This is a genomic window from Leeuwenhoekiella aequorea, from assembly GCF_004104375.1.
GTDB classification, from domain to species: Bacteria; Bacteroidota; Bacteroidia; order Flavobacteriales; family Flavobacteriaceae; genus Leeuwenhoekiella; species Leeuwenhoekiella aequorea.
In genome coordinates, this window is the sequence record NZ_QOVM01000004.1 from 92,584 (window position 1) to 105,030 (window position 12,447).

Below are 12,447 nucleotides of genomic sequence, written 5' to 3' on the forward strand. Positions count from 1 at the left end.
GGCAGGCTCAAACAAACAAGTATAAAAAAAACTATTCTAAACGATAGGCTGTTTCCCCCGTATGCGTTTTACCATATTGATCGGTCGCTCTAACTTCTACTTTATGGGTTCCTACTGGTAATTTTGCAGGTAAAGCAGCACGCCATAAATGTTTACTTGGCACGGGATTACTAGAGCGTCTTCCTTCAAGTAATTCTTCTGAAGTATCCCACTCATAAACAGAAAATTCATATGCCGGGTCCTGCTCTTCTACGTAGTGCATTTTTTTCCATTCGGTATCATCAACACGGTATTCTACTACATCTCCTTCTCTACCCATAAAAAAATTAGCATAAATACCCGCTTTTGTATTTCTCCCTTGTGCTGCTACTTTAGGAGCAAAAATCTCAAGCTGATAATCTTCTGTTTTACCAGCAACTTTATAATCTATCTTATATTGATTACCGTCAAAATGAATAAATGCATAACCCTTAGGTGTACCATCACGCATTGTAGAAACAGGTACCCCCTGCTCGTTTAACTTGCCCGAATACCAATCGCCGGATGTTGTACCTACATTGTACTCGTGATGCGGTTTGTCGCGCATAAAACCAGATTCCTTTCCAAAATAATCCTGACGCTGAATATGCGTATGCGCAGATAATGATAAGGTGTTTTCAAAAGGCTGAAGCGCTTTAAATAAGCGTTCGCGGTCTGCATCTCTAAACGGATCTCCTTCGGGCTCACTAAGAGGTATGTGAAATGCCAGTACTACCAGATGATCTTTAGGCACAAATTTTAAATCATTTTCTACAAAAAGTAATTGGTCTTCTCTAAATCCGCCCCAATAACTCTTCCCATCACGAGGATCTGGATATAAAATATCATCCAGTACGATCACGTGAATTTTACCGTAATTAAACGCATAATTAGCCGGGCCAAAATGGGCTTCATAAGTCTCATCGGTGTCAGAATCTGTAGCGGCATCAAAATTCATATCGTGATTACCCATTACATTAAACCATGGAATTCCCACCTGCTGCGTAGCTGCGATATACGGATTAAATAAATCAAGATCATTACCTACTAAATCTCCCAGACTCAAACCAAATTCAACATCTTTAATCCCTACAACTTCAGAAACCACCCCTTTAGCAAAGAAAGCAACTTCTTCTTCGGTGTACGGTTGTGGATCTCCAAATATCAACGCCGTAAAACGTTCTTTTTCAGTAGTAGGTAATACCGCAAAATCTACAGATCGCGGAAGTTTCCCCGTTGGGGCAATTCCAGCAAATTCTGATTTTACAGATCCTTTTGGTCTATAACTATAATAAAATTGAGGAAGGTTGTTTTCATCTACAGGAAGGCTGTAACCCGCAGGTTTGATAACAGCGAGGGTTTGACCATCTACAACTGGAAGCTTATATTTTCCGCTTGCATCAGTGCGCACGACTAGTTCGCCATTTGTAACAGAAACATTGGGGATTCCTTTTTCAGAACGATCCTTTTTTCCGTTTGCATTCGCATCTTCATAAACAAAACCTGAAGCTTGTTCCTGAGCAAATACGCTTAGAGAAATCATACAGCCGAATAGGGCTACTTTAAAATTTTTCATCAGTTTTAGCTTTTCTATTATTAGTTATCCCACCAAACTTTAGTGTTTATTGAATCATCACCTCCCAGCAATTTTAAAGCTGCACCATAATTTGATGCATTACTGATTTGCACATCAGAAGGATATTGAAAACGAGCCGGCATAATACCGTCATTAAGCATAGCTTCTGTTGTAGGTAATACCGGTAAACCTGTTCTGCGATACTCGAACCACTGCTGGTAATCTACAAAGTAGAGCGCAAAATATTTCTGCAGTAAGATTTGTGCTAAAGTCCCGTCGTATGCTGCCGCCGGATTCTCAAAATAATCTGGAGTAATCTCTGTTTCCAGTTGCTCAATTGCTCCTTTAACGCCATTTTGATAATGTACTTCTGCATTAGAAGTATAACCACGTTGCGCCATTTCTGCCTTTATAAATTCTACTTCTGCGTAGGTAAAAAGAAATATCTGCATAGGGTTTTCTACCTGCTCTCTATTTAAGTTGCTGGCATCATAATCAAATTGTGATTCGCTACCTGCATACGCACTAGGAATACCTTTATATCCTAGAGACACACCGGCAAGATCTTTTGCTTCTGTCGCAATAATAGGTCTGCGCGGATCTTCTAGTGCATTTAAATTATCGACAAAGAAAGAGGCCATTTTTGTACCTAATGGAAAATCTTGTGGTCGACCCCAAGGTGATACATTAGGCGTGATACCCGTAACTTGTAAAATGGCAGATTCTGCTGTGCTTTCAAAAACAGGATAGGTCGCTGGGTTATTTATCATTGCTGCCAACTTTGTAAACGCACCGGTTTCAGTACGGTTTGAAATACGTAGTAACAAGCGCATGTGCACCGCATTAGTAAGCTTTTGCCACAATTCGATATCATTATGGAATAAAATATCCTCTGCATAAACCATATCCAGACTGGTATCATAAATAGAATTTGCCCGCTCCAGATCTTCCAGAATAGTCTCATAAACTGTCTGCTGACTGTCAAAAGCCGGGTAGAAGTTTCCTTCTTCTCCATTTACTGCTTCGGTCATAGGCACAGGACCAAAGAGATCGGTAAGATTTGAGTAACACATCGCTTTAAGCGTTAGTGCGATAGCCTCATAATTAGGATCTTCGGCTGCAATAGATGCAAGTTCCATTTCTTTAATATTATTCAACCACTTGTAATAATAATACCACGAGGAGTTTCCTATATTTTGACTTACATCATACCGGTGTAATCCACCCGAAACACTGGGGAAAGGCAGCGTTACCTGCATCAAGTCAAAAGTAATCCCGTGAGCTCTGCCTGCATTGTGACTTGCCAGACCATAAATAATAGGATTAATTAATGTCCCGGGACTTATCTCTGCAATACGATTAGGGTCTTCATTTATTTCTTCAAAATTACCGGTACAAGCTGCCAGAAGCATTAAGAAGCTTAAACCTGTAAAAAGTGTTTTTAAATTTTTCATCTTAGTCTTTTATAAGTTTACTTTAAGATTAAAACCATAGGTTGCCGGTGATGGCATTTGTCCCATTTCGATACCTGGTAAAATCGTATCACCATTTAAAGCCGCGGTCTCAGGATCATAAATTGGAAAATCTGAAACGGTTGCCAGATTACGACCAAAAACAGAGATATTGAGTGCTGTAATCCCGCTGTTACCTAATAAACGTTTAGGAAATGCGTATTGCAAACTCACCTCTCTAAGCTTCAAAAATGAAGCATCAAATGAGTTAGATTCTACATTTGCCCGGCGGTAATACCGGTTGTACCAGTCTGGAGTGATTGCCTCAGTCGTATTTGGGCTATAAGTACCATCCTCATTTAAAACAACACCATCACCTACAATAACCCCTTCTTCACGACCTTCAAAGGTGGAGCGCAGTTTACCTTGTTGCGTAAGTTTATGATGGGTCTGTGAATAAATAATACCACCATACTGCCCGTCTAACATAACATTAAGTGTTACCGGCCCAAAATTAAAGCTGTTGTATAAACCTGCTTTCCAGTCTGGACTTGCATCACCTATGTATTGTATCTCGTCTGGATAAGCAGGTAATCCCGCATTATCATAAACAATCTCACCTTCTGGAGAACGCACAAAACCATACCCATAAATCGCAGTTGTCGTACCTCCCACTTTTGCCAGTAAAGTTGCGTTACCACCAGAACCTATTTCTTGTTGACCGTCTATCCCATCTGCAAGCTCCATAACTTTGTTCCAGTTTCTGGAGAAGGTAAGTGTGCTGCTCCATTTAAATTTTTTAGTGTCAAAAATCTTTCCGGTTAGGGTTAATTCTACACCACGGTTACGTACTTCACCAGAATTTAATACTCCAGAGCTATAGCCCGTTGTAATATCTAGCGGCACTGAGATAATCTGGTTTTTAGTAAGTGTTTGATAAACGGTCGCATCCAGATTAAGTCTGTTTTTAAGCAGTCGCGCTTCCAGACCTGTTTCAAAACTGGTAGTGATTTCGGGTTTAAAATTCCCATTATAAAGGTTTGTAGGAACTGTTGCCGAACTTGGAAATGCACTCTGACTATAATATTTACTCGTCTTATACGGATCTGTATCATTACCTACCTCTGCAAATGAAAAACGGTATTTTAAATAATCTACAGCCTTTGGAAGCTCAAAAACTTCAGATAAAATAACACTTGCATTTGCTGAAGGATAGAAGAAAGAGTTATTAGCTGTAGGAAGTGTACTTGACCAGTCGTTTCTACCAGTTACATCAAGAAACAACTTATTCTCAAAAGAAAGAGAGACTAAACCATAAAGACTATTTACCTTTTTATTTTTGTCATACGTCTGTACAATGGGATTGTTAATTCCGTTTGCAAGTTTATACACTGCAGGTACCACAAGACCATCTACAGATGCATCGGTACGACGGTATTTATAATCCATTGCATTACCACCTACAGAAGCCGATAAGCCTATTTTTTCTGAAAGGTCATTTTTATAACTCAATAAAAAGTCTGTGTTTACCTCTTGTTTCCAGATATCCTGCGTCTCGTAAAATCCATTTTTATAGCGATTAATACTATAGGGTCGTATTTGCTCACGATCTTGATTATACGTATTTAAAGAAGCACGTAACATTAAATCAAGATTAGGAGCCAGATCTATATTTGAAAATATATTACCTACAATTTGGCTACTTGCAAGTGGGTTTGTTGCTTCATAGGCAATTAAATAGGGGTTGTCTATATAGGAGCTAAAAGGCTGTATCTGCTGAATTTGATTTTGTCCTTCCTGCCAGATGGGTCTCAGCCAATCAAGATCAACATTGGGGTTTTGGAAAATCATAAAATAAGCGATAGACCCATTATTGTAACCTGTACTTGGCAGATTATCACTGCTTCGGTTATTGTAATTAACCACCGAACCTATCTTAATATGTTCTGAAATCTGATAGTTAGAATTTATGGAAGCCGTGATTCGCTCGTAACCAGTATTTGGCATAATCCATTCATTCTTAGAATGTCCTACAGAAAGTCGCATCGATCCTTTATCGTTTCCGCCTTGGAGAGACAAGTTATTTGTAAAAGTTACTCCAGTACGCCAAAAATCTTTACGGTTATCTTTATAAGCAGTCCATGGCTGGCGTTCTAGCGATTGGCCTTTAACCGTAGGGTCATATTGATAATATTCTTGTCCGTCAAAGCGAGGTCCCCAGGCACTACTTGTACTCCCCGTATTGTTACCATCTTCAGAACCGCCATACGAGTAATAGGGATCACCCGCGGCGTTAAAACTTTTACCGGTACCTTGCCCGTATTCGTATTGCCAATCTGGCCAGCGCTGTATTACATCAAGGTTTACGCTTGAGTTATACGTAAGTCCCAGTCCTGTAGTTTGCTTACCCGATTTTGTTGTAATTACAAGAGCACCATTAGCAGCACGACTACCATAAAGTGCGGTTGCACCGGGACCTTTTAAAACGGTAACACTTTCTATATCGTCAAGATTTAAATCTGAAATACCGTTTCCATAATCTATTGGAGAATCTTCACCAATATAGGACGCCGAAGAGCCAGAAGTTGTCATCTCACTATTAACAGGAACCCCGTCAACGACGATTAAAGCATTATTTCCATTAGGATTTAATGAGTTGTTACCGCGTAATGTGATTTGTTGTGAGTTTAAAGGACCAGAACCTGATGAAACAATATTTAAACCCGCAACTTTACCTTTTAATCCAGAAGACCAGTTAGTGGGCATAGTCTGCGACAGATTATCGGCACTGATCGTCGCTTGAGAGAATCCGAGTCTTTTTTCTTCTCTCTTAATTCCTAATGCCGTTACTACCACTTCATTAAGGGCATTTACATTAGCTTCCAGAACTATTGTCATTGCTGCACCGGTTTGTGCTGCTACTGTTTGTGTTTCAAAACCTATAAATGAAACTTCTAGAACTGCAGAATTTGTGATTGAGATCCTAAAGAGACCGTCAAAATCTGTTGTCACTCCGTTACTTGTACCTTGCTCCATTACTGTTGCTCCCGGTAAAGGAACACCTTCTTTATCTACCACTTTACCAGTAACCACTTGTTGACCGGCAGATTTTAATACGGTAATCGTATTATTGATTTGAGTAAATCGTAATCCGGTTTGCGTGGTGATTTTCTTTAATACAGAATCTAAACTTTCGTGAGTCGCAGAAAGAGTAATTGGGTTTGCTGTTTGAGATAAAGCGCTATCAAAAACAAATGTGAATTGAGTTTGCCTCTCGATGGCAGAAAAAGTTTCAGTAAGAGAAGCATCAGTTAGTTTTGTGGTTACGTAAACGTCTTTTAAATCTCGATTTATGTTAGGTGCTGCGTATGTGAAATTCACAAAACACAGTATTAATGCTAAAAATTCTATTTTCCGAAAGCGAAACTTTCTTAAAAATTGTAGTTTAGTTTTCATTTTAATAATGGCTCTTATTTGTCGATTTGTAGTCATAAATTAATTGAGCCCATTTCTGTTAGAGCAGTTATGGGTTTTTTGATTTTAGTTGGAGGAGTTTTTTCTTATAGTAAAGTGCTTTTGGGTTAGCGTATCTATGGTTAGGTTGTTGATTAAGGCTATACTTCGGAAAACATTTTCTAGCGATTCTTCTTTAAATTTTCCAGTGATTTTTAAGTTTTCGATTTCTTCATTCTCAAAATCAATTTGTACATCATACCAGTTTTCTAATATTGCTGCTGTCTTAGCCAGGCTGGTATTGTGAAGTGAGATAATATTTTTTATCCAGGCAATTTGATCTTCGCTATTTACTAGTGACTGCACAGCAGCTGCTGAATCTTTAAATAATACCTGCTGATTTTTCTGAAGATAGACTGCTTCTTGGGTACGGGTATTACGCACTGAAACTTTACCGCTGCTTACAGTAACCAAAACTTCATTTTTGTTATAACTATTTATGTTGAATTTGGTACCAAGAACCTGAGTTTCTATTTCTCCTGTAGTAATGCTAAAAGGATGCTCTGGGTCGCGCTGAACTTCAAAAAAAGCTTCACCTGTGAGTGCTACCGTTCTATTGGTTTTGAAATTTTTAGGATAGCTAATGCGGGAATTTGAATTGAGAAATACTTTTGAACCGTCTGCAAGCAGCACAGTGCGCTTCTCACCTCTCAATGTACTTTCTATAGTAAGGCGACCATTATATAAATAATTAGATAATACTCCTACTCCCATAATAGCTACAAAAATGGCTGCATAAGCCACAAATTTTCTACGGGTAAAGCGTGGTTGCTTAGGCTTTATCTTAGCATTAATTGCTTTGAGTATGCGCTGTTTGTTTATAGGAGTACTAGGGACCTTAAGATTTGAAGAGGCTTTTTCTGCACCTTCCATAAAAGAAAGCAACGCCAATTCTTCTACTTTACTTGCTTGTCCTAATTCGTGCTTTTTGGCTAATTCTAATAGTTCTTTTCGCGTCAAAATGAGTTCCTTTTACAAGTAAGTCACATTTTGTACGCTGTACACGTAGTGTTAAAATGGCATTTAATGTTTTGTTTAAATGGCCCTATTTTTATTTACATTACTGAAACATTAAGATAACCATAAGCGAAAGCTCTGTTGCAGAAAGTGAAGCTTTAAGCTGCTTTAACGCATCGCTAATATGCTTTTCTACAGTGCGTATAGAAATATTAAGCTTTTTTGCGATCTCAGCATTTGTATAATCTTCAAATCGGCTTAGCATAAACACTTTTTTACAGCGGGGAGCAAGTTTATTAATTTTAGATTCGACTATTGCCTCAAACTCATTGTATTCCAGCAAGCGCTCTGCCTTTGCCGGAATAGCAATCGAAGCCAATATTTGCTCGTGTTCCGGTTTAAATTTGAGATTGCGTAAGTAATTAATCGCTTTGTATTTTACGGCCCTAAGGAGGTATCCTTCCAGATTAATAATAGGTGTATTCTCAGATTTTTCCCAGAGACTTACAAAAACCTCCTGTACAATATCTTCACATATTTCTTCATCAGAATAAATCTTGAATGCATAGGCATACAGACGTTTCCAGTATTTGTCAAATATTAAATTAAAGGCGTGATCCCGATCTTTATTGAGGAGAAGTTGTAGTTCTAAATCTGTATAGCTGGTAAGCTGGGCTTGCATAGTCTTTCAGTTAAAACAAAAGAAGTACATAGCGGCGCTTTCTCGTAATAAAACGCTTTACCTTTTGGTTAAGAATTACAACAACAGCTTAAAAGTTGAAACGTATGTAGTGTATTATGAAATATTGAGTTTTTTAAATACCTCATCTTTATAGGTATCGCCTATAGGAATACGAATCTCGTCGATTACAATTTTACTTTTTTGAACTGCTCGTATGGCATTGATATTTACAATAAAGCTACGATGGGTTCTTAAAAAATTTTGCTGAGGTAACTTATCTAATAATTCTTTAAAGCTACTTAGCGTGAGAATTGCTTTCTCTGAATGCTGGGTGTAAATTTTTATATAATCTTTTAAGCCCTGCATATAGCGTATATCTGCGACATCGATCTTTATATTTTCATATTCAGATTTGACAAATATAAAAGCCGGGGTTGTGTCTGGTATTTGAGTTGCCTGTAGTGCTTTGGACTCTGCCAATTTATTAGAAGTGGCTTCAAATTTTTCTTTAGCTCGAGCTATGGCTTTTAAAAAGCGCGGAAAAGGTATAGGTTTTACTAAATAGTCTGTTGCGTTGAGCTCAAACCCTTCAAGCGCATATTGAGGATAAGCGGTTGTAAAGATAAACTGCGGAAGACGATCGAGCGATTTTACAAGATCAATCCCAGAAAGATTGGGCATCTCTATATCAAGAAAAACGAGATCAACAGACTGCTCGCTTAAAATATGTATTGCTTCAAGAGGATTTGTACAGCGTGCTACAAGTTCTACTCCTTCTACTTTCTCGAGGTAAGATGCTATTACATCTAATGCCAGAGGCTCATCATCTACAAGTAAACAGCGCATCAATCTAAGTTTAATTCTAAATTTACTATAAAACTGGAGTCTTCTTCATAAACATTCAAGGTATGTTTATCTCCATAAAGTAATTTTATACGTTCTCGTGTATTTTGAAGTCCGATACCAGAATTATTGAGGTCTTTTTTACGTGAGCCAATAAGATTTTTACAACTGAATTTGAGCACGTTTTCGGTTACGTGAATTACAATACGTACTTGAGTATTTCCTTTATAATCTGTACCGTATTTAAACGCATTTTCGATAAATGAGATAAGTAATAACGGTCTTATTTTTTGATGGGTTACAGCCCCGTGAATATTAAGTGTGACATTTTCATTATTTGCGATACGCAAGCGCTGTAGGCGCACGTAATTTTGCATATAATTTAATTCGTCTGTAAGCGCTACAAAATCTTTATCTGCCTGATACAGCATATAACGCATTAGTTCTGAAAGCATAATTACCGCTTCTGATGCTTCTTCAGATTTGTTATAAATTAAAGAGTAAATACTATTCAACGAGTTGAATAAAAAATGCGGACTTAACTGATTTTTGAGATAATGGAGTTCTGTGCGGGTTTTAAATGCCTCAATCTCCTTTTCTTCTACCATACTACGATTCCACTGCTCATACATTCTAATTGTTGTACCTATAACAACAAAACTCAACGACATAATAAGCGGAAATAAAAACCTTAAAAAGTTAAAGATGGGCGGTTTTGGTCGGTCGAAATCTGGTGGATTTCTAAATTTTCCTGGCGGACCTTCAAAAATAAATTCTTGTACAATTAATATCAGAATAAAAATGATAAGAAGTGATATGATGTAATGCGTAATTTTTTTCTTTAATAAAAGGCGCGGTACTAGCACCGAATAATTAAAGTAAAAAAGCAATAAATTAAAAAGTAGAATTAGACTTGGTCGCATTGAAAACAAGTCTGAACTTGAATATACTTCAAATATGAATAGACTTATAAAAGTTAACCATATTCCTAAATGAAGTAAAATCTTTCTAGACATATGCTAGTTCTGGCAGTTAAATTTAATTCCTATTTTTTGCAGCTCCTCTTGGGTAATTGCAGGACTCATCCGTTTACTGATTTTGGACAACACCAGATCTCCTGTGTTTTTTGCATCCTCTTTAGAACAAAAACTAAGTTGCGATGCTACCGCAGGGATAAAATCTTGCTTGATAATGATTTTACCATGATCAATAATAGAATATCCATAACCTGTCTCAGTTTTAAAAACGTGCGTATATAATGGCTTTTCCTGATAGGCGAGCCAGATGGCACTTGCTACAAGCATAAAGCTTAAAGATATGCCTAAATATAAAAGCCCTCTTTTAAATTTCATAACTTTTTACTGTTAGGGTTAAAAAAAACCCGGAGTGCTAAAACTTTTCTGTACTTATAAAAACACCCCGGGCCAACAAAAAAACTTAACTACTAATCTTCATCGTCATACTCATCTTGAGGAAACAATTCATATGAATCGTCAAGATATAAACTACCAGATCTTCCTAATGCGATAATACCACGAGTACCTGTTGTAAAACTTATCGCATCTTGTCTGGCAGTTGCCTCTAGCGATGTAATATCTTCCCACTCATCTGTTAAAGGGTCATATTCCCACGTACTACCTATAGCACCTCCCAGATAGCCACTTACTATATAACCCAGGCCATCTATACTAAAACTTACAGCATTTGATCTGGTAATTGCGTAATCATCTTCTTCATCAAGATCTGTCAAACGGCTCCATGTATCTGTAGCAGTATTAAAACTCCAAAAATCTGTAAGATATAAGCCATTGCTCACACCAGTACCAAAGTAAACCGTACTATTAATGGTAAATGCTGTTGCATCTCTACGTTTATCACCACCAAAACCTACAAGCTCTATCCAAGTGTCTGATGCCGGATCATACTTCCAGAAATCTTTACGATCATTATCACCATCATACCCGGTTCCCATATACCCATAGCCCGAACCGCTAAAAGCTGTTACCGCTCTACGCTCCCCTCCGCCAAAATCTGCTTTCTGAGTCCAAACATTAGATCCCGGATTGTATTGCCAGAAATCTGCAAGCTCAAAATCTCCATCGTAACCCGTACCTACATAACCCATACCGTCCAGGTTAAACCCTTTTGCAGAGCTACGTGCCGTCCCAGGAAAATCTGCTTTTTGCACCCAATAATCATTCTCAATATCATACTGCCAGAAATCATTTAAATAATCATCCCCATCATATCCTGTTCCCATATATCCAAAATTACCTATCGTAAAACCGGCAACGTTACTACGTGGCACTCCATCAAAAACAGAGCGTTCTTGCCAGTTTCCGCGTTCAAAGTCATCATCACTACTACAACTTGCAAATGCAAGCGTTACCATACCGGTAAGCATTAAAAATATTCGATTGTTAGTCATTCGTTTCATTGTTTATTTATTGAAAAAATTGAATTTAATTCCGGTAGAAAAAACTGGTCCGGTATCCAGGTCCAGATCGTAAATCGTATCGTCGTTACCCGTATAAAATGAGAGTTCGTTTTTTAACAGATATCCACCACTTAATGAAAAGGACCAGTTAGAATCTAGATTATACGTATAGCCCAGGCTTAATTTTTGCTGACTCAAGCCTACCTCCCGCGCTAGTTCAACTGAATTAAAAGTGAGCTCATCTGCTAGGTGAAAATAATCTCCTTCAAAAGCATAAGCCGCTTCGAGCATACTATTTTCAGATAATTTATACTGAAGGCTACTTTTAGGAAAACCTAATTGTATCTGATATTTTCTATAGGTTGTCGTCAAAGCAACGGTAGGTAGAAATTGGAGTTTCCCTAATGGCGAATCGTATAATGCTCCTACCTCAACAGCTACCGGAAATGCAGTTTTGAAATTATAATTAAGGTGGGCATTACCGGTTATAACATATTGATCTGCATCTAAGTTTGAAGCGTTAGAAACCTCTACACCACCTCCTAACTCCCAACTCTCATCTAAACTGTAATTAATCTCTACACCAGAATATATATTATGAATACGTTCTACTGGCTCTGTATTAAAGGACATACCCTCCAAATATTCAAAATCATAATTACGCAAACCTACCACCGGCTTTATACTGAATGCATCAAATTCTAACGGAATAGCCAAGGAACCATCAAAAAGCTGAGCAGAAATATTTTCTGATGTAGCAGGCATAAGCGTATAATCAAAACTAATCTGCGGATTAATTTCCTGACTAAAACTAAAGCTGTTATATGCTAATACTAAAACCATTATAAGATACCTGTGCATTCCTTCATTCTAATTTTGACCAAAACTAGAGGAGCTGTTTTGGTTAAAAAAACATAATGGATGAGCACCGAGATCACCTCTACCCATATGCATTTTTTATCGACAAACG

Annotated in this window: 10 protein-coding genes; all 10 read right to left on the bottom strand. The window is 37.8% G+C overall.

The genetic code is table 11. The features are described 5' to 3' along the window. Positions 1 to 31: 31 nt before the first annotated feature. Positions 32 to 1,594 carry a calcineurin-like phosphoesterase C-terminal domain-containing protein gene (locus DSM00_RS10030; protein WP_128757877.1) on the bottom strand — a complete coding sequence of 521 codons (1,563 nt, stop codon included), beginning with the start codon at positions 1,592 to 1,594 and terminating at the stop codon, positions 32 to 34. A gap of 20 nt (positions 1,595 to 1,614) precedes the next feature. Further along, positions 1,615 to 3,048 carry a SusD/RagB family nutrient-binding outer membrane lipoprotein gene (locus tag DSM00_RS10035; protein ID WP_128757878.1) on the bottom strand — a complete coding sequence of 478 codons (1,434 nt, stop codon included), beginning with the start codon at positions 3,046 to 3,048 and terminating at the stop codon, positions 1,615 to 1,617. 9 nt (positions 3,049 to 3,057) lie between these two features. Next, positions 3,058 to 6,501: a SusC/RagA family TonB-linked outer membrane protein gene (locus tag DSM00_RS10040; protein ID WP_128757879.1), complete on the bottom strand. Its 3,444-nt coding sequence runs from the start codon at positions 6,499 to 6,501 to the stop codon at positions 3,058 to 3,060. Between the two features lie 84 nt (positions 6,502 to 6,585). Next, positions 6,586 to 7,518, bottom strand: coding sequence for a FecR family protein (locus DSM00_RS10045; RefSeq protein WP_128757880.1), 933 nt, complete (start codon positions 7,516 to 7,518; stop codon positions 6,586 to 6,588). A gap of 100 nt (positions 7,519 to 7,618) precedes the next feature. Further along, positions 7,619 to 8,197, bottom strand: a complete 579-nt coding sequence (locus tag DSM00_RS10050) for an RNA polymerase sigma-70 factor (RefSeq protein WP_128757881.1) — start codon at positions 8,195 to 8,197, stop codon at positions 7,619 to 7,621. A 114-nt stretch (positions 8,198 to 8,311) separates the two neighbouring features. Further along, positions 8,312 to 9,043, bottom strand: a complete 732-nt coding sequence (locus tag DSM00_RS10055) for a LytR/AlgR family response regulator transcription factor (RefSeq protein WP_128757882.1) — start codon at positions 9,041 to 9,043, stop codon at positions 8,312 to 8,314. Continuing rightward, on the bottom strand, positions 9,043 to 10,056 hold the full coding sequence (locus DSM00_RS10060) for a sensor histidine kinase (RefSeq protein ID WP_128757883.1): 1,014 nt from the start codon (positions 10,054 to 10,056) through the stop codon (positions 9,043 to 9,045). The genes DSM00_RS10055 and DSM00_RS10060 overlap by 1 nt, the downstream gene beginning before the upstream one ends. Positions 10,057 to 10,059: 3 nt before the next feature. Beyond that, positions 10,060 to 10,392 carry a DUF4907 domain-containing protein gene (locus tag DSM00_RS10065; RefSeq protein WP_128757884.1) on the bottom strand — a complete coding sequence of 111 codons (333 nt, stop codon included), beginning with the start codon at positions 10,390 to 10,392 and terminating at the stop codon, positions 10,060 to 10,062. Positions 10,393 to 10,484: 92 nt separating this feature from the next. Then, the gene (locus DSM00_RS10070) at positions 10,485 to 11,477 is read right to left on the bottom strand and encodes a Kelch repeat-containing protein (RefSeq protein WP_128757885.1); all 993 of its coding nucleotides are present in this window, start codon (positions 11,475 to 11,477) and stop codon (positions 10,485 to 10,487) included. A 3-nt stretch (positions 11,478 to 11,480) separates the two neighbouring features. Then, complete coding sequence (locus DSM00_RS10075) at positions 11,481 to 12,338, bottom strand: hypothetical protein (RefSeq protein ID WP_128757886.1); 858 nt, start codon at positions 12,336 to 12,338, stop codon at positions 11,481 to 11,483. Positions 12,339 to 12,447: the final 109 nt, after the last annotated feature.

Coding starts and splice junctions, on each gene's coding strand:
- DSM00_RS10030 (WP_128757877.1), bottom strand. CDS start 1,594: ATGAAAAATTTTAAAGTAGCCCTATTCGGCTGTATGATTTCTCTAAGC.
- DSM00_RS10035 (WP_128757878.1), bottom strand. CDS start 3,048: ATGAAAAATTTAAAAACACTTTTTACAGGTTTAAGCTTCTTAATGCTT.
- DSM00_RS10040 (WP_128757879.1), bottom strand. CDS start 6,501: ATGAAAACTAAACTACAATTTTTAAGAAAGTTTCGCTTTCGGAAAATA.
- DSM00_RS10050 (WP_128757881.1), bottom strand. CDS start 8,197: ATGCAAGCCCAGCTTACCAGCTATACAGATTTAGAACTACAACTTCTC.
- DSM00_RS10055 (WP_128757882.1), bottom strand. CDS start 9,043: ATGCGCTGTTTACTTGTAGATGATGAGCCTCTGGCATTAGATGTAATA.
- DSM00_RS10060 (WP_128757883.1), bottom strand. CDS start 10,056: ATGTCTAGAAAGATTTTACTTCATTTAGGAATATGGTTAACTTTTATA.
- DSM00_RS10065 (WP_128757884.1), bottom strand. CDS start 10,392: ATGAAATTTAAAAGAGGGCTTTTATATTTAGGCATATCTTTAAGCTTT.
- DSM00_RS10070 (WP_128757885.1), bottom strand. CDS start 11,477: ATGAAACGAATGACTAACAATCGAATATTTTTAATGCTTACCGGTATG.
- DSM00_RS10075 (WP_128757886.1), bottom strand. CDS start 12,338: ATGCACAGGTATCTTATAATGGTTTTAGTATTAGCATATAACAGCTTT.